Annotated in this window: 16 protein-coding genes; 4 read left to right on the top strand and 12 right to left on the bottom strand. The window is 71.8% G+C overall.

The genetic code is table 11. The features are described from left to right. Positions 1-59: 59 nt before the first annotated feature. On the bottom strand, positions 60-620 hold the full coding sequence (locus tag JYK18_RS33110) for a TetR/AcrR family transcriptional regulator (protein WP_206807337.1): 561 nt from the start codon (positions 618-620) through the stop codon (positions 60-62). A gap of 79 nt (positions 621-699) precedes the next feature. On the opposite strand from JYK18_RS33110, the gene JYK18_RS33105 reads away from it, so the two are divergent. Further along, a complete protein-coding gene (locus JYK18_RS33105) occupies positions 700-1587 on the top strand; it encodes an oxidoreductase (RefSeq protein WP_206807336.1) in 888 nt (295 codons plus the stop codon). 55 nt (positions 1588-1642) lie between these two features. On the opposite strand, the gene JYK18_RS33100 is transcribed toward JYK18_RS33105, so the two are convergent. Beyond that, entirely contained in the window at positions 1643-1825 is a 183-nt protein-coding gene (locus JYK18_RS33100) for an antitoxin (RefSeq protein WP_206807335.1), read from the bottom strand. 90 nt (positions 1826-1915) lie between these two features. Continuing rightward, positions 1916-2830 (bottom strand): DMT family transporter, encoded by a 915-nt coding sequence (locus tag JYK18_RS33095; protein WP_206807334.1) that lies wholly within the window; start codon positions 2828-2830, stop codon positions 1916-1918. A 75-nt stretch (positions 2831-2905) separates the two neighbouring features. On the opposite strand from JYK18_RS33095, the gene JYK18_RS33090 reads away from it, so the two are divergent. Together JYK18_RS33090 and JYK18_RS33085 are read left to right on the top strand one after the other, a co-directional pair. After that, complete coding sequence (locus tag JYK18_RS33090) at positions 2906-3796, top strand: LysR family transcriptional regulator (RefSeq protein WP_206807333.1); 891 nt, start codon at positions 2906-2908, stop codon at positions 3794-3796. A gap of 41 nt (positions 3797-3837) precedes the next feature. Next, entirely contained in the window at positions 3838-4239 is a 402-nt protein-coding gene (locus tag JYK18_RS33085; RefSeq protein ID WP_206807332.1) for a nuclear transport factor 2 family protein, read from the top strand. 13 nt (positions 4240-4252) lie between these two features. On the opposite strand, the gene purU is transcribed toward JYK18_RS33085, so the two are convergent. Next, positions 4253-5101 carry a formyltetrahydrofolate deformylase gene (gene purU, locus JYK18_RS33080; protein WP_206807331.1) on the bottom strand — a complete coding sequence of 283 codons (849 nt, stop codon included), beginning with the start codon at positions 5099-5101 and terminating at the stop codon, positions 4253-4255. A gap of 23 nt (positions 5102-5124) precedes the next feature. Next, positions 5125-6498, bottom strand: a complete 1374-nt coding sequence (locus JYK18_RS33075; protein ID WP_206807330.1) for an L-serine ammonia-lyase — start codon at positions 6496-6498, stop codon at positions 5125-5127. A gap of 53 nt (positions 6499-6551) precedes the next feature. Here JYK18_RS33075 and JYK18_RS33070 point away from each other — a divergent pair, with 53 nt between their 5' ends. Next, positions 6552-7217, top strand: a complete 666-nt coding sequence (locus tag JYK18_RS33070) for a GntR family transcriptional regulator (protein ID WP_206807329.1) — start codon at positions 6552-6554, stop codon at positions 7215-7217. A gap of 9 nt (positions 7218-7226) precedes the next feature. Here JYK18_RS33070 and folP read toward each other — a convergent pair whose 3' ends face one another. The 7 genes from folP to JYK18_RS33035 are packed head-to-tail and all read right to left on the bottom strand — an operon-like array spanning position 7227 to position 15784. Next, positions 7227-8237, bottom strand: a complete 1011-nt coding sequence (gene folP / locus JYK18_RS33065; RefSeq protein ID WP_206807328.1) for a dihydropteroate synthase — start codon at positions 8235-8237, stop codon at positions 7227-7229. Next, positions 8234-9082, bottom strand: coding sequence for a bifunctional 5,10-methylenetetrahydrofolate dehydrogenase/5,10-methenyltetrahydrofolate cyclohydrolase (locus JYK18_RS33060; protein WP_206807327.1), 849 nt, complete (start codon positions 9080-9082; stop codon positions 8234-8236). Before JYK18_RS33060 ends, folP begins: the two co-directional genes overlap by 4 nt. Next, positions 9079-9678 carry a cyclodeaminase/cyclohydrolase family protein gene (locus JYK18_RS33055; RefSeq protein WP_206807326.1) on the bottom strand — a complete coding sequence of 200 codons (600 nt, stop codon included), beginning with the start codon at positions 9676-9678 and terminating at the stop codon, positions 9079-9081. The genes JYK18_RS33060 and JYK18_RS33055 overlap by 4 nt, the downstream gene beginning before the upstream one ends. A 14-nt stretch (positions 9679-9692) precedes the next feature. After that, positions 9693-12155, bottom strand: coding sequence for an FAD-dependent oxidoreductase (locus JYK18_RS33050; protein WP_206807325.1), 2463 nt, complete (start codon positions 12153-12155; stop codon positions 9693-9695). Beyond that, positions 12152-12742: a sarcosine oxidase subunit gamma gene (locus JYK18_RS33045; RefSeq protein WP_206807324.1), complete on the bottom strand. Its 591-nt coding sequence runs from the start codon at positions 12740-12742 to the stop codon at positions 12152-12154. Before JYK18_RS33045 ends, JYK18_RS33050 begins: the two co-directional genes overlap by 4 nt. Further along, positions 12735-15512 carry a 2Fe-2S iron-sulfur cluster-binding protein gene (locus tag JYK18_RS33040; protein ID WP_206807323.1) on the bottom strand — a complete coding sequence of 926 codons (2778 nt, stop codon included), beginning with the start codon at positions 15510-15512 and terminating at the stop codon, positions 12735-12737. Before JYK18_RS33040 ends, JYK18_RS33045 begins: the two co-directional genes overlap by 8 nt. After that, positions 15509-15784, bottom strand: a complete 276-nt coding sequence (locus tag JYK18_RS33035; RefSeq protein WP_206807322.1) for a sarcosine oxidase subunit delta — start codon at positions 15782-15784, stop codon at positions 15509-15511. Before JYK18_RS33035 ends, JYK18_RS33040 begins: the two co-directional genes overlap by 4 nt. Positions 15785-15794: the final 10 nt, after the last annotated feature.

The following is a 15794-nucleotide window of genomic DNA, read 5'->3' as shown; positions in this document are numbered from 1 at the left end:
TATAGGTCTCGCGTAGCCAGGGCGGTTCCGGCCGCCCCGACTGTCCACAGTGGGCGGTCTCAGGCCCCGGGCGCGACCAGGGCGCGCCGCGCCAGTTCCACCCAGCGTTCCCGGGCCGGGCGCGGGACCTCGTCGCCGGGTGAGGTGGCGAGCAGGAGAGCGATGTCCTCGGCGGTCACGTCCGGTCGCAGGGCCCGGTCCCGATGGGCTTCGGCGACCAGGCGGCCCAGGATCCGCTCGGCGCTCTCGCGGACGGCGTGCAGTTCCCCGGCTTCACCGAGGGCGTCCCGCAGGAGCCGTTCCTGCCCCATCGTCACCACCACCCGGTGCACCAGTGCGACGAGCTCGTCCAGCGCGGTGCTCCGCCCGGCACCGATCCTGGCCAGTGCGACGTCGAGGGTCCCGGCGATCGTCGCGCCGAGTTCGGTCACGATCGCCCGCACCAGGTCGTTCTTGGTCGGGAAGTGGCGGTAGAGCGTGCCGACCGCGACCCCGGCCGAGGCCGCGATCCGGTCCATGCCCACTTCGGTGCCGTGGGCGGCGATCAGCGTGCGGGCGGCGTCGAGGATCGCCGCCCGGTTGCGGGCCGCGTCCGCGCGCAAGCCTCCCCGTCCGGCCACCGTGCCCACCCTTCGCGACAAACCTGAACTCCCGGTTCATGATACAACATGAACGACTGGTTCAGGTTAGGAGTCGAGCATGGGCAAGTGGACCGAAACGGACATTCCCGGCCAGCACGGCCGGGTCGCGGTGGTCACCGGTGCCAACACCGGCATCGGGTTCGAAACCGCGAAAGCGCTCGCCACACGCGGCGCCTCGGTGGTGCTGGCCTGCCGGAACCCGGACAAGGCACGGGCGGCGGCCGAGCGGATCGGCGGGACCACCGAAGTGGTGCGGCTGGACCTGGCGTCACTCGATTCGGTGCGCGAGGCGGCCGAGGAGATCCGCGACCGCCACCGGCGCGTCGACCTGCTGGTGAACAACGCGGGGGTGACCGGGCTGTCCGGCCGCACGGAGGACGGCTTCGAGATCCAGTTCGGCGTCAACCACCTCGGTCACTTCGCCCTCACCGGGCGGCTGCTCGACCTGCTGCTCGCCACGCCGGGGTCGCGGGTGGTCACGGTCAGCAGCATCGGGCACCGCTTCGGGCGCATCGATCCGGCCGACCCGCAGTCCGGGGGCGGTGCCTACGCCCGGTCGAAGCTGGCCAACCTGTTGTTCACCCAGGCACTGCACCGGCGACTGTCCGGAACGGACACGATCTCCGTGGCGGCGCATCCGGGCGGTGCCAGCACCGAGGTGTTCCGGTATTCGTCACCGTTCTTCCGCGTCCCGAACCTGGTGATCGCGCGCCTTTTCGGCCGCACACCGGCGATGGGCGCCCTCCCCACCCTGCGCGCGGCCACCGACCCCGGCGTCAAGGGTGGTGATTACTTCGGTCCCGCCGGGCTGTTCGAGATCGGCGGTTTCCCGGACCTGGTCACGGCGAGCAGCCGGGCGCACGACGTCCAACTGCAGCAACGATTGTGGGCGGTTTCGGAAGAACTCACGAACGTCGCTTATCCGAAGCCCGCCCGCCATTCATGAAACCGGGGAAACAGGCGGTGCGGTGGGGTTCACCGCACCGCCTCGCGGGTGGCGTTCAGTGGCCTTCGGGGTTGTCGTCCTTGCGCAGGTAGTCCTTCGCCTTGTCCGAAGCCTGGTCCACCTTGTCGGCGTGGTCGCCGAACTTGGACTTCGCCGCGTCCGAGGCCTTGTCGATGCCCTGTTCGGCCTTGTCCGGGTTGTTGCCGATGGCTTCCTTCGCCTTGTCGAACAAACTCATTCTTTCTCCTACGCCCGCGGCCGGTTTTTCCCGGCCGGTCGCCAGGGGGTTAGCCGCGGCGAAGTCGATCTCAAACCCGGCCGCCGCCGACTAGCCCTGATGGGGTGAATTCCGCGGTTTTCCCGCGACCAGCAACCACACCACGGCGAGCACGACGGCGCCGCCCGCCACCTGCGTCACCGACGGGACCTCCCCCAGCACCACCATCGCCAGCAGCACCGCCCCGATCGGCTGCAGCAACAGCAGCGCCGACGACACCGCGGGCGCGAGCCTCGGCAGGCCCCATCCCACCAGCAACCAGCCCAGCACCTGACCGAACACCGCCACCAGCGCGAGCGCCAGCCAGGTCCGCGGGCCGAGCGAGAACTGGATGCCGGTGGTCAGCCCGCCGAACACCACCGCCAGTGCGGCGGCCGACGCCGTGGCGAAGAAAACCGGCGTGACCACGTGCCGGGGCGCTCGCACCCCGCATTCCCGGCTGAAGTAGAGGAATCCCGAGTAACCGAGGGCCGCGGTCAACGCGAACACCGTACCGCGCAACGGGTTCTCGCCGAGCGCCACCGGCCCGATCACCCCGCCGGCGGCCGCGGCGGCGACCAGCAGGACGGGCAGCGCCAGCACGAACCGCCGGTCCAGCCGGACCCCGGTGAACACGCGCGCCACCAGCGGGAACATCACCACCTGCAGGTTCGCCAGCACGGTGGCGATCCCGGCCCCCACGTCCCCGATGCTGACGTTCCACAGCAGGAAGTCCGCGCCGAGGAACACCCCGGCGAGCGAGCCCATCCACAGCGTCCGGCGGTCGGGCAGGCCGTGCCGCCGCAGTTCCCACGCCAGCAGCGGCGCGAGCAGGACCAGCGCGAGGCCGCACCGCCAGAAGGTGGTGGTCGCCGTCGGGGTGCCGGCGATCGCGATCAGGATCGACGACGAGGACAGGGAAAGCGCGCCGAGCACCACCCACACCGGCGGGGCGGTCAGCGCGCGAGGAGTTGCCGTGGTCACCACGTGGTCCACTGTCCGGCGCGGCCACTGCGCAGCACAAGTTACTATTATTTGCTTGGTCTGATTAGTATGGCTTAGATGTTGACCTGGGAGCGCCTCCGGGTGTTCGCCGCCGTGGCCGAACACGGCTCGATCAGCGCCGCCGCGGCGGTCCTGCACGTCACCGGCCCGGCGGTGACCCAGCAGATCCGCAAGCTGGAACGGGAAGCGGGCGCGGCCCTGCTCGAACCGGACGGGCGGGGCGTCCGCCTGACCGCCGCCGGGTGGATCGTCGCCGAGGCCGCCAGGGAGATGACCGAGGCGGCCGGCCGCGCGGAGCACGCGCTGCACACCCTGCACGGCCGGGTCAGCGGGCCGCTGCGGGTCGGGGCGCTCAACAGCAGCTTCGGCCTGCTGCTCGGCCCGGCGCTGCGGGTGCTCGCCGACCGCCACCCGGAAGTCGTGCCGAGCACCCGCAGCGGGGAGCCGATCGACCTGATCCCGATGCTGGGCAACCGGAAGCTGGACGCGGTGGTGGTGGAGAGCTGGTCCACCCTGCCGGTCCGGGTGCCACCCCGCATCCGGCTGGAACCGTTGCTGGTGCACGAGGTGGTGCTCACCATCGCCGCGACGCACCGGCTCGCCGGGCGAGCTTCGCTGACCCTCGACCAGGTGCGGGACGAGGTGTGGACCGCCTGCCGCCCCGGCACCGACAGCCACGAGGCGCAGTTGCAGGCGATGCGCCGCCACGGCGTGGAAGCCCGGATCCACCACGTGGTCGACGATTTCCCGACGCAGATGGCGCTGGTGGCCAACGAACTCGCGGTCACGCTGGTGCCGAGGCCCGCGGTGGAGGGCTTTCCCGGGGTGAGCCTGGTGCCGGTCGAACCGGCCATCACGCGCACCATCGCGGTGGCCACGCGGGAGAACAGCCGGTTGCCCGCGGTGGACGCTTTTCTTTCGGTACTCAGGGAAGTCGCCGCCGCCTAGGCTGTGTCCCGACGTCAACGAACGAGTGGACGGGAGCGGGTATGACCGACGACGTGGCCGGCCAGGTGATCAAGGCGGAGCGGGAACGGATCCAGTGCCTCCTCGACGTGGATCGCGGCACCTACGACCGCTTGCACGCCGAGGAGTACCGGCTGTGCAACCCGACCGGCACGGTGTGGACGAAGGCCGAGTACCTGGATCTCCTCACCACCGGGCGGGTCGCCTACCGGGATCTGTCGCTGATCGGCGACGTGGACGCCATCGTCGGCACCGATGTCGTCGTCCTCCGCTACCGGTGCGTCATCGAACTCACCGTCCACGGCGCGGACATCCCGCGGCACGAGGCCTGGCACACCGACGTCTACACCCAGGACGGCGGCACGTGGCGTTGTGCCTGGTCGCAGGCCACCGGCATCATGGACCTCCCGCCGGCCGCACCCTGACCCAGCACGCGGTTCAGGGAAAGACGACCGTGCTGGGGCCGTTGAGCAGGACGCGGCGTTCGCAGTGCCAGCGGACCGCGCGCGACAGGGCCAGCGCCTCGGCGTCCCGGCCGACGGTCTGCAGGGCACGCGGGTCGTGCGTGTGGTCGATCCGGATGACCTCCTGCTCGATGATCGGGCCTTCGTCCAAATCGGACGTGACGTAGTGCGCGGTGGCCCCGACCAGTTTCACGCCCCGGTCGTAGGCCTGGTGGTACGGCTTGGCGCCCTTGAACCCGGGCAGGAACGAGTGGTGGATGTTGATCGCGCGCCCGTGCAGCGCCTTGCTGGTGGCGTCGGACAGGATCTGCATGTACCGCGCCAGCACCACCAGTTCGGCCTCGTAGTCGTCGACCAGGCGGAGCAGTCGCGCTTCGGCGGTTTCCTTGGTTTCCGGGGTGACCGGGATGTGCGTGAACGGCAGGCCGGCTGACTCGGCCATCGGGCGCAGGTCCTCGTGGTTGGACACCACGGCCACGATGTCGGCGCCCAGGCTGCCCGCGCGCCAGCGGAAGATCAGGTCGTTGAGGCAGTGCCCCAGCTTCGACACCATGACCAGGACGCGTGCCGGGCGCTCGGGGCTGAACTCGTAGGTCATGCCGAACTCGGTGGCCACCGGCTCGAAGTCGGCGGCGATCCGGTCCAGGTCGGCGCCCGCCGGTGCGGTGGCCTGGGTGCGCATGAACAGCCGGTCCCGCACGTTGTCGTCGAACTGCCGGTGCTCGCCGATGTCGCACCCCTGCTCGAACAGGTACCCGCTGACCGCGCGCACGATGCCGGTGCGGTTGGGGCAGCTCAGGGTGAGGGTGAAGGTGTCGCTCACGGGTTCTCCTCCAGCATTCGACTTCAGCATTCGACGATGTTGAGCGCCAGCCCGCCGCGGGCGGTCTCCTTGTACTTGTCCTTCATGTCCGCGCCGGTCTCGCGCATGGTCTTGATCGCCTTGTCCAGCGACACGTGGTGCGCGCCGTCGCCGCGGACCGCCATCCGGGCCGCGGTGATCGCCTTGATCGAGGCCACCGCGTTGCGCTCGATGCACGGGATCTGCACCAGTCCGCCGACCGGGTCGCAGGTCAGGCCCAGGTTGTGCTCGATGCCGATCTCGGCGGCGTTCTCCACCTGCGCCGGGGAGCCGCCGAGCACCTCGGCCAGCCCGCCCGCGGCCATCGAGCAGGCCGAGCCCACCTCGCCCTGGCAGCCGACCTCGGCCCCGGAGATGGAGGCGTTCTCCTTGAACAGCAGGCCGATCGCGCCCGCGGTGAGCAGGAAGCGCACCACGTCCTCGTCGCCGAAGCGCGGCAGGAACCGGGCGCCGTAGTGCAGCACCGCGGGCACGATGCCGGCCGCACCGTTCGTCGGCGCGGTGACCACCCGGCCGCCCGCCGCGTTCTCCTCGTTCACCGCCAGCGCGAACAGGGTGACCCATTCCATGGCGTGCAGGGGATCCGGTTCGTCCACACCGGACTCCAGCCGCTCGCGCAGGGCCGCCGCGCGACGGCGGACCTTGAGCCCGCCGGGCAGTGTGCCCCCGGTGTGCGTGCCGCGGTCGACGCACTCGCGCATGACCGCCCAGATGTGCAGCAGCCCGGCGCGGATCTCCGGTTCGCCCCGCCACGAGCGTTCGTTGGCGAGCATGATGTCGCTGATCCGCAGCCCGGTTCCGGCGGTCAGGGCGAGCAGCTCGTCGCCGGTGGTGAACGGGTAGCGGACCGGCGTCGGGTCCTCGACCAGCACCGGTCGTCCGGCTTCGTCCTCGTCGAGCACGAAGCCGCCGCCGACCGAGTAGTACTCGCGCCGGTCCAGCAGGGCGCCGGTGTCGTCGTGGGCCGTGAACACCATGCCGTTGCTGTGGAAGTCGAGCCGCTCGCGCCGGTGCAGCACCACGTCCTCGTCCACGTCGAAGGCGATCTCGTGCTTGCCGCCGAGCTGGATGCGCCGCTCGGCCCGCACCGCGGCCACGGCCGGATCGGCGGCCACCGGGTCGACCAGGTGGGGCTGCTCCCCCGCCAGGCCGAGCACCACGGCCTTGACGCTGCCGTGGCCGTGCCCGGTGGCGCCGAGCGAGCCGAACAGCTCGCAGCGCACCCGGGCGGTCCGGCCGAGCCGCCCGGTCTCGCGCAACCGCGTGACGAAGAGGTAGGCGGCGCGCATCGGGCCGACGGTATGCGAGCTCGACGGCCCGATACCCACCTTGAACAGGTCGAACACGGAGATGGTCATCGGCGCTCCGACTCATATATCAATTCGCGGCCAATCCTGCGTAGGATGGGGCGGTGACCATCGCCCCAGACGAGCTCGAGCGGCCGCCCACCTCCCTGGCCGACCGCGCCTACGCCGCGCTCACCGACCGGCTGATCATGCTGGAGATCCCGCCCATGGCCCCGATCGACGACGTCGCGGTGGCCGAATCGCTCGGCGTCGGCCGCACGCCGGTCCGGGAAGCGCTCAAACGGCTCGAGGTCGACCGGCTGGTGATCTCCTACCCCCGCCGCGGCACCTTCGCCACCGGGGTGGACATCACCGATCTCGCCTACATCTCCGAGATCCGCGTGCAGCTGGAGCCGCTGGCCGCCCGCCGCGCCGCCGAGGGTTCGGGCGAGGCGGTGCGCGACAAGCTGGCCGAGCTCGCCGAGACGATCCGCACCAACGACGTGCGCACCATGGCACGCGACGAGCTGATGCACTGGGACATGCGGGTGCACCGGGCGATCTACCGCGCCGCGGGCAATCCGCACCTCGAGGACACGCTGGTCCGCTACAACAACCTCGCGACCAGGATCTTCTGCCTGTTCCTCGACCGGATCACCCACTTCGACCCGCACATCGGCGAGCACGTGGGCCTGCTCGAAGCCATCGCCGCCGGTGAGGGCGAGCGCGCCGCGGGGCTGGCCCGCGACCACGTCACCGGCTTCGAGAAGGCGATCCGGGCGATCATCTGACGGCACGGTTCACCCCAGGCCTTCGAGGACGTCGAGCGCGTCACTCGTCGCGGCCACGTCGTGGACGCGGAGGATCCGTGCTCCCCGCTGCGCGGCGAGCACGGCGGCGGTCACCGAGGCGGCCACCCGCTGGTCCACCGGCCGCCCGGTGAGCCGGCCGAGCATCGCCTTGCGCGACAACCCGGCCATCACCGGGACCCCCAACTCGGCGAACGCCGGTAGTGAGCGCAGCAGTTCGAGGTTGTGCGCCAGGGTTTTGCCGAAGCCGAACCCCGGATCGGCGATCACGTGCTCGCGGGGGATTCCCGCGGCCTCGCAGGCCTCGATCCGCCGGTGGAGGAAGGTCAGGACCTCGGCCACCACGTCGACGTAGACGGGGTCGCGCTGCATCAGGTGCGGTGGGCGGAGCATGTGCGTGAGGCAAACCGGCACACCCAGCTCGGCGGCGGTTTCCAGGGCGTCCGGGTAGCGGAGGGCGCGGACGTCGTTGATCACCGTGGCGCCGGCGGCGACGGCGGCCCGCATGACCTCGGGGCGTGAGGTGTCCACCGACAACGGCTTGTCCGTGCGCTTCGCCAGCCGCTCGATCACCGGTACGACGCGGGCTATCTCCTCGGCCACGGAGGGCGGGTGGGCACCGGGGCGGGTCGACTCGCCTCCGAGGTCGACGAGGTCGGCGCCTTCTCGGATCAGGCGCAGCGCGTGCTCGGCAGCGGCGTCGTGGTCGGCGAAGGCGCCACCGTCGGAAAACGAATCGGGGGTGACGTTGACGATCCCGCACAGGAGGGGGCGGATCCCCGGCCGATCGAACGGCAACGCACTCGGCGCGGCTATGGCGCCGGGCACGCAGGCAGACTCGGTGGCGGCACCGGTCACGGCGCCGGATGCGGCGGGTCGCTCGGTGGCGGTCCCGGTTGCGGCAGGTCGCTCGGTGGCGGTGCTGGTCCTGGCGCCGGAGGCCGCGGCCCGCGGAGCGGCGGCGGTGGTCGTGGCGCCGAGCGTGGTAGCGGTGCTGGTCATGGGGCCCTCCCCGCGGCTGAGCGCACGGTGTGGCTCAGCAACAAAGCCGTGGTCACCGGGCCGACGCCGCCGGGGACTGGGGTCAGGGCGCCCGCCACGCCGGTCACGGCCGCGGCGTTGACATCGCCTACCAAGCCGCCGTCTGCCGTTGCGGTGGTGCCGACGTCGATTACGGTGGCGCCCGGCCGGACCTCGCCGATCATCTCGGGCCGCCCGACGGCGACCACCAGCACCTCCGCCTCGGCGGTGTGTGCGGCGAGATCCTTGGTGTGGCGGTGGCACACGGTCACCGTCGCGTCCCGGTGGAGCAGGAGCTGCGCCACCGGCTTACCGACCACAGTGGACCGTCCGACCACCACCGCCCGTCGTCCGGCCAGTGGGATCTCGTAGTGGTCCAGCAAAGCCATCACCGCCGCCGCGGTCGCCGGGGCGAAGGCCGGCCGCCCGGCCGCGAGGCGTCCCAGCGAGACGGGATTCGCGCCGTCGACGTCCTTCGCCGGGCTGATCGCCCCGGCCAACTCGCCGAAGTCGGCGCCGTCGGGCAACGGCGTCTGGAGCATGATGCCGTCGACCTCCCGGTCCGCGCTCAGTTCCGCGAGCGTCGCGCGGATCCGCTCCGGCGTGGCGTCCGGGCCGAGATCCACCACGCTGCACCGGATCCCGGTCTTCCCTGCGGCACCCTTGATCGACCGGACGTACCACGCCGTGGACTCGTCCGCGGTCGCCACCACCACGGCCAGGTGCGGTGCCAGACCGGCTGCGGCCGCCGTCACCTCCGCGCGGATCTCCCCGGCCAGCGCGGCCCCGGAGAGCACCTCGGTGGTCGAGAGCAGCTGACTGGTCATCGCGCGATCACCGCCCGGACGGCGGCGGTCACCCGGTCGGCGCGGGCCGCGATCTCGTCCACCACCGCGATCGCCCGCGCCAGCGCCTCGCGCTCGGCCGGGCCGGTGATGCCCGCGAGATTGATCTCGACGTTGACCCGCGCCGTGGTGGCCGCCGCGCGAGCGGCGTCGGCGGCTGCCGCGATGTCGGTGACCACGTTGCGGTTGCCGACCGGCAGCAGGCGCTCGGCCAGCACGACCACGGCTTCCGCCACCGCGACCACCTCGGCGGGCACCCGGCCCGCCCCCACCAGCGCCTCGGCGATGGCCGCCGACCGGGCCCGCTCCTCCTCGGCCGACGAACGCGGCAGCCGGTAGGCCGCCCCGACCGCACCGAACGCGGTGATGTCCTCTTCGGACAGAGACAGCGCCCGCTCGCGCAACTCGTCCGCGGCGTCCCGGATCTCGGCCACCGTGTCACCCGAGCTGTACCGGGCGACCATCCCGAGCAACGCGGCCGCCTGCGCCACGTGCACCCCGGCACTCGCGCCACCGCCCGGAGCCGGGGTCCTGGCGGCCAGATCGTCCAAATAGGTCTCGATGGCGTGCTTGCGCATGAGCGACTGCCCCTTCACCGGCGGATGCGGGTCATGTCCGGGTCGACCAGCGGTTCGGCGGTGACCGTGGCCCGTACCTTCCGGTCGAAGTACTGGATCTCCACCGAGGTGCCCTCCACCGCCGAGGACGGCAGCCAGGCGTAGGCGATCGGCTTGCCGATCGTGTGCCCGAACGCGGCCGAAGTGACGTACCCGGCCGCTCCCCCGTCCAGGAACACGGGTTCGTGCCCGAGCACCACGCTCCGGCCGTCGTCGACGGTGAGGCAGGCCAGCCGCCGCGCCGGGGTTTCGTGCTCCAGCCCGGCGATCGCCTCGTGCCCGACGTACCCGGTCTTCTTCTTGTTCACCGCGAAGCCGAGCCCGGCTTCGTACGGCGTGTGCTCGGTGGTCATGTCGGTGCCCCACGCCCGGTAGCCCTTCTCCAGGCGCAGGCTGTTGAAGGCGGCACGGCCACCGGCGATCACCCCGAGCGGCTGCCCGGCCTCCCACAGCACGTCCCACAACCGCCTGCCGTATTCGGCGCTGGTGTAGATCTCCCAGCCCAGTTCGCCCACATAGGACAGTCGCATCGCGACAACGGGGATACCGGCGATGTGCGCCCGCTGCAGGCGGAAGTACTTCAGCGCCTCGTGCGAGAAGTCGGCGTCACTCAGCGGCTGCACCAGATCCCTGGCCAGCGGGCCCCAGACCCCGACGCAGCAGGTGCCGCCGGTGATGTCGCGGATCTGCACGCTGTTGTCGTCCGGGGCCTGCCGCCGGAAGTAGTCGAGGTCGAGGTTCCCGTTCGCGCCGACCTGGAACAGGTTCTCGTCGAGCCGGGCCACGGTCACGTCCGAGCGGACACCGCCCGCCTGGTCGAGCAGCAGCGCGTAGGTGACCGAACCGACGGACTTGTCCATCTTGCCGGTGGTCAGCCGCTGCAGGAAGTCCGTCGCGCCGGGCCCGGCGACCTCGATCCGCTTGAGCGGGGTCATGTCGTACAGCGCGACCGCGGTACGCGTCCTCCACGCCTCGGCCGCGGCGATCGGTGAGTGGAACATCGCCGACCACGCGTCCCGCGACGGCGGCTGCCACTCCGGCGGCAGGTCCTTGACCAGCCGGGCGTTGGCCTCGTACCAGTGCGGGCGCTCCCACGTGTGTGCTTCGAGGAAGAACGCGCCGAGCTCCTTCTGCCGGTCGTAGAACGGGCTGACCTTCACTTCGCGCGGGGACAGCTTGGGCTGCAACGGGTGCAGCACGTCGTAGATCTCCACGAAGTTGCGCTGCGCGGTCTCGTCCACATAGGAATCGGTGGTCTGCAGCTCGTCGAACCGGTTGACGTCGCAGCCGTGCAGTTCGAACTCGCTGCGGCCGTCGGTGAGCAGCTGCGCGACCGCCTTGGCCACGCCCGACGAATGCGTCACCCACACCGCCTCGGCGATCCAGAACCCGGCCACGTCCGGTGATTCGCCGATCAGCGGCCCGTTGTCCGGGGTGAACGAGAAGACCCCGTTGAACCCGGTTTCCACCTTGGCGTCCCGCAACGCGGGCAGCAGCTGCCTGCTGTGCTCCCACGACGGCGCGAAGTCGGCCTCGGTGAACGGCAGCATCGACGGCATGGCCTGCTCGCTCACCCCGTCGACCTCAGGCAGGTCGGCCAGCCGCGCGGGCATCGGGCGGTGCGCGTAGGTGCCGATGCCGAGGCAGTCGTTGTGCTCGCGGTAGTACAGGTCGTGGTCCTGGTGCCGCAGGATCGGCAGCCTCGCCTCGATGCGCTCGTCGTTGCGGCCGACCAGTTCCGGCAGCTGCCCGGTGCGGGCGTACTGGTGGGCCAGCGGCAGCAGCGGCACCTTCATGCCGACCAGCTCCCCGACCGCGCGGCCCCAGAACCCGGCGCACGACACCACGATGTCGGCCGGGATCTCGTCACCCGCGTCGGTCCGCACGCCGGTCACCCGGCCGCCCTGCTGGAGCACGTCGGTGACCCGGGTCGAGCCGCGGAACACCGCACCGCGTGCCTCGGCGCGGGCAGTCAGCGCGACCACCGCACGGGACGCCTTGGCCAGCCCGTCGGTCGGCGTGTGCAGTGCCCCGAGCACCTTGTCCTTGTCCAGCAACGGGTGCAGCTCCAGGCAGCGGTCCGGGCCGATCACCTCGGCGGGCACCCCCCAGGACAGCGCCCAGCCGTGCTTGCGGTGCAGGTCGGCCAGCCGTTCCGGGGTGGTCGCCACCTCCAGACCGCCGACCTGGTTGAAGCACCAGCCATCGGCGTCCAGGCCCAGCAGTTTCTCCACGGTGTACGACGCGAACTGGGTCATCGTCTTCGACGCGTTGGTCTGGTAGACGAGGCCGGGCGCGTGCGAGGTGGAACCGCCGGTCAGCGGCAGCGGGCCCTGGTCGAGCACGGTGACCTGGTCCCAGCCGCGCTCGGTGAGCTCGTCGGCCAGGTTGGCGCCGACGATCCCGGCTCCGATGATGACAACGCGGGGCGTGCTCATGTCAGGTCTCCTTCCGGAACGTCTTGGGCGGCGTCGACCAGCCAGTCCGCCAGGTACGCGGCGAAGGACTGGCGGACGAACAGCCGGAAGTCGGCCGCGCCGAGGGCCAGCAGCAGCACCCCGGTCTGGCCGAGGTGCGTCTGCGCGCAGGCGCCCTGGCCGAACGCCGTCGGGCGCAGGTCGATCGAGCAGCCCAGCGAGAGCAGGTCCCTGGCGTGCTCCCCGCGCAGCCGGATGCTGGTGCGCTGCGCGGAAACGTCGACGGCCGCGCCGTCGAACGCCGAGACCACCCAGCCCAGCTCCTGCTCGAACTGCTCCGGCAGCGCGGTGGTGCTGGTGACCAGCCATTCGTCGGGGCCGAGCCAAATCAGCTGGCCGTCGGCGGTGTGCGTCCAGGTGTTCGGCTCGACCGGCAGCGCCGTGCCGAGCGCGCGGCCGACCGCTTCGGCGCCCGGCCCGGCCGGATCGACCCGCAGGTCCACCGCCGCGAACTCGGGCTCGGGGTACGCGGTGAGCCCGCCGGGCAGCCCGGCCAGTGCCGCGCGCCGGTTCTCCAGCGGGTGCGTGCGGTACAGGGTGTCAGCCATCGCGGCGGGCTCCTTCCGGGTCGACCAGCACGGTTTCGCCGATCAGCGCCGGCACCAGCGCGCCGTCCACCGGCACGTGCACCACCTCGCCGATGCGGGCGCGGCCGTTCTTCACCAGGGCGAGCGCGAACGGGCGCGCGAGTTCCGCGCTGTGGTAGCTGGAGGTGACGTGCCCGAGCATCGGCACCGGCGGTTCCGGCAGCTTGCCGTCCTCGTGCAGCTCGACGATCTGCGAACCCTCGGGCAGCTTCGTGCAGCCGTCGGTGGGCAGCAGCGAGACGAACTGCTTGCGCTGCGGGTTCTGGTTCTCCGGCCGGGCGAACGAGCGCTTGCCGACGAAGTCCTCCTTCTTCTTCGACACCGCCCAGCCCATCCCGAGGTCCTGCGGGGTGACCGTGCCGTCGGTGTCCTGGCCGATGATCGGGTAGCCCTTCTCCGCGCGCAGCACGTGCATGGTTTCCGTGCCGTACGGGGTGATCCCGTACTTCTCCCCCGCCGCGAGCAGGCGCTGCCACAGCGCGGGCGCGTACCAGGAGTTCACGTTGACCTCGTAGGCCAGCTCACCGGAGAAGGAGATCCGGGCGACGCGCACCGGCACACCGTCGAGCGTGGTGTCGCGCCACGACATGAACGGGAACGCCTCGTTGGTCACGTCGAGCTCGGCGAACACCTCGCCGACGACGTCCCGGGAGCGCGGGCCGACCACCGGGAACACCGACCACTGCTCGGTGACCGAGGTCAGGTGCACCCGCAGTTCCGGCCACTCCGTCTGGAGCCACTCCTCCATCCAGTCCAGCACGGTGGCCGCGCCGCCGGTGGTCGTGGTGAGCAGGTAGTGCTGCTCGCCGATCCGCAGCACGGTCCCGTCGTCGAGCACCATGCCGTCGTTGCCGCACATCACCCCGTACCGGACGCGGCCGACCTTCAGCGTGCTCATCATGTTGGTGTACAAGCGATCCAGCAGGATCCCGGCGTCCGGGCCGCGCACGTCGATCTTGCCGAGCGTGGAGCCGTCGAGCACGCCGACACCGGACCGGGTGGCCGCGCACTCCCGCAGCACCGCAGCATCCATGTCCTCACTGGGGCGCGGGTAGTACCGCGCCCGCTTCCACTGCCCGACGTCCTCGAACACCGCGCCCGCCTCGACGTGCCAGTCGTGCAGCGGGGTGGTGCGCACGGGGTCGAACAGGCTGCCCCGCGACCGGCCGGCCAGCGCGGCGAACGCGACCGGCGTGTAGGGCGGGCGGAAGGTGGTGGTGCCGAGTTCCTCGATCCCCACGCCGAGCAGTTCCGCGGTGATGCCCGAGGCGATCACGCCGGAGGTCTTGCCCTGGTCGTGCGCGGTGCCGATGGTGGTGTACCGCTTGACGTGCTCCACCGAGCGCAGCCCGGCGCCCACCGCGCGGCCGATGTCGGTCACCGTGGCGTCGCGCTGGATGTCGACGAACTGGCGGTCCGGGTCGCCGTCGGTGCGCCACACCACCGCGCTCGGCGTGCGGACCGGTTCGGGACCGGCCGCCGGTGCGTCCGGGCCGGCGCCTTCGCGCAGCACACCGGCCAGGTCCAGGGTGCCGTTGGCCGCGCCGATCACCACCACGCCGGGCAGCGAGCCGGACGGGCGGAACGCGCCGAGCGCCGGGTCGTGGGCCAGTGCCCCACGCACGTGGCTGAACAGGTGCACCACCGGGTTCCAGCCACCGGAGACCAGCAGCAGGTCGGCGGGCAGCCGGACGCCGCCGTCGGTGGTCCGGGCGAGCACGGCCCGCACGTGTTCCTCGCCCTCGGTCCCGGTGACCGCGGCCGACGGGTGCACCACGATCCCGGCCTCGTTCGCGCGGATTTCCCAGTCGCGCGGCGGGTTGTCGCGGACGTCGAGCACGGTCACCCGCGCGCCCGCCCCCGCCAGGTCGACCGCGGCGGCATACGCGGCGTCGTCGCTGGTGAACACCACGATCTCGCGGCCGGCGAGCACGCCGTACCGGTGGAGGTAGTCCCGCGCCGAGGCGGCCAGCATGATGCCGGGCCGGTCGTTGTCCTCGAACACGATCGGCCGTTCCTGCGCACCGGTGGCGACCACGACCTTCAGCGCGCGGATGCGGTGCACGCGCTGACGGCTGCGCCGGGCGGGGGCGTCGAAGCCCAGGTGGTCGGTGCGGCGTTCCAGCGCCAGCACGAACCCGTCGTCGTACTGGCCGAACGCGGTGGTGCGCTGGAGGTGCCGCACACCGAGGCGCGCCAGCTCGGCGACGGCGTCCGCGACGAATTCGAGCGCGGGACGGCCACCGATCGACTCGGTCCCGGTCAGGCTGCCGCCCGCGCCGGGCCGGTCGTCGACCAGCACCACGTCCTCCCCCGCGCGGGCCGCGCCGAGCGCGGCGAGCAGCCCGGCCGGGCCGGCGCCGATGACCAGGGTGTCGGTGTGCGTGTGCTTGCGGTCGTAGCGGGCGGGGTCGGGGACCTCGGCGAGGCGGCCCTGGCCGTCGACCCCGCGGGCGACCAGGCCGTCGACCAGTTCGACGGTGGTGGCCTGGAGCATCGGCTCGGGGAACGGCCGCTCGATCTGCACCAGCGCGGTCGCGTCCTCGGTCCACGCGGCGCTGACGCCGTGCGGGCGGCCGAGCTTGACGCTGGAGCCGACCCGGTGCACGCCGTTGGCCAGCAGCGCCGACGCGAGGGTGTCGCCGGGGTGCCCGGTGTAGGTGCGGCCGTCGAAGGTGAACGACAGCACGCGGTCGCGGTCGACGCGACCGTAGCCGTGGACGCGGCTCATACCCGCACCTCCTTCTGCCGTGGTTTCGCGGTGCTCAGGAACCGGTAGGTGTGGGTGTCCCGGACCGCGTTGAACCAGCGGCGGCACCCGGCGGAGTGGCTCCACCGCTCGGCGAAGGTGCCCTTCGGGTTGTCGCGGTAGAAGACGTACTCGGCCCATTCCTGGTCGGACAGTTCGGCCGGGCGCTCGGGATAGGCGATGTCGGCCTGGCCGCCGTAGTGGAATTCGACCTCCTCGCGCGGGCCGCACCAGGGGCAGTGGATCAGTTGCATGACGGACCTC

This window comes from Amycolatopsis sp. 195334CR (genome assembly GCF_017309385.1).
Lineage (GTDB): Bacteria > Actinomycetota > Actinomycetes > Mycobacteriales > Pseudonocardiaceae > Amycolatopsis.
This window is presented reverse-complemented; position numbering and strand designations above follow the sequence as displayed.

What these genes read in the sequence shown, in the direction of transcription:
- JYK18_RS33105 (WP_206807336.1), top strand. Translation starts at nt 700, where the DNA reads ATGGGCAAGTGGACCGAAACGGACATTCCCGGCCAGCACGGCCGGGTC.
- JYK18_RS33100 (WP_206807335.1), bottom strand. Translation starts at nt 1,825, where the DNA reads ATGAGTTTGTTCGACAAGGCGAAGGAAGCCATCGGCAACAACCCGGAC.
- JYK18_RS33090 (WP_206807333.1), top strand. Translation starts at nt 2,906, where the DNA reads ATGTTGACCTGGGAGCGCCTCCGGGTGTTCGCCGCCGTGGCCGAACAC.
- JYK18_RS33085 (WP_206807332.1), top strand. Translation starts at nt 3,838, where the DNA reads ATGACCGACGACGTGGCCGGCCAGGTGATCAAGGCGGAGCGGGAACGG.
- JYK18_RS33075 (WP_206807330.1), bottom strand. Translation starts at nt 6,498, where the DNA reads ATGACCATCTCCGTGTTCGACCTGTTCAAGGTGGGTATCGGGCCGTCG.
- folP (WP_206807328.1), bottom strand. Translation starts at nt 8,237, where the DNA reads ATGACCAGCACCGCTACCACGCTCGGCGCCACGACCACCGCCGCCGCT.
- JYK18_RS33060 (WP_206807327.1), bottom strand. Translation starts at nt 9,082, where the DNA reads ATGACCAGTCAGCTGCTCTCGACCACCGAGGTGCTCTCCGGGGCCGCG.
- JYK18_RS33055 (WP_206807326.1), bottom strand. Translation starts at nt 9,678, where the DNA reads ATGCGCAAGCACGCCATCGAGACCTATTTGGACGATCTGGCCGCCAGG.
- JYK18_RS33050 (WP_206807325.1), bottom strand. Translation starts at nt 12,155, where the DNA reads ATGAGCACGCCCCGCGTTGTCATCATCGGAGCCGGGATCGTCGGCGCC.
- JYK18_RS33045 (WP_206807324.1), bottom strand. Translation starts at nt 12,742, where the DNA reads ATGGCTGACACCCTGTACCGCACGCACCCGCTGGAGAACCGGCGCGCG.
- JYK18_RS33040 (WP_206807323.1), bottom strand. Translation starts at nt 15,512, where the DNA reads ATGAGCCGCGTCCACGGCTACGGTCGCGTCGACCGCGACCGCGTGCTG.
- JYK18_RS33035 (WP_206807322.1), bottom strand. Translation starts at nt 15,784, where the DNA reads ATGCAACTGATCCACTGCCCCTGGTGCGGCCCGCGCGAGGAGGTCGAA.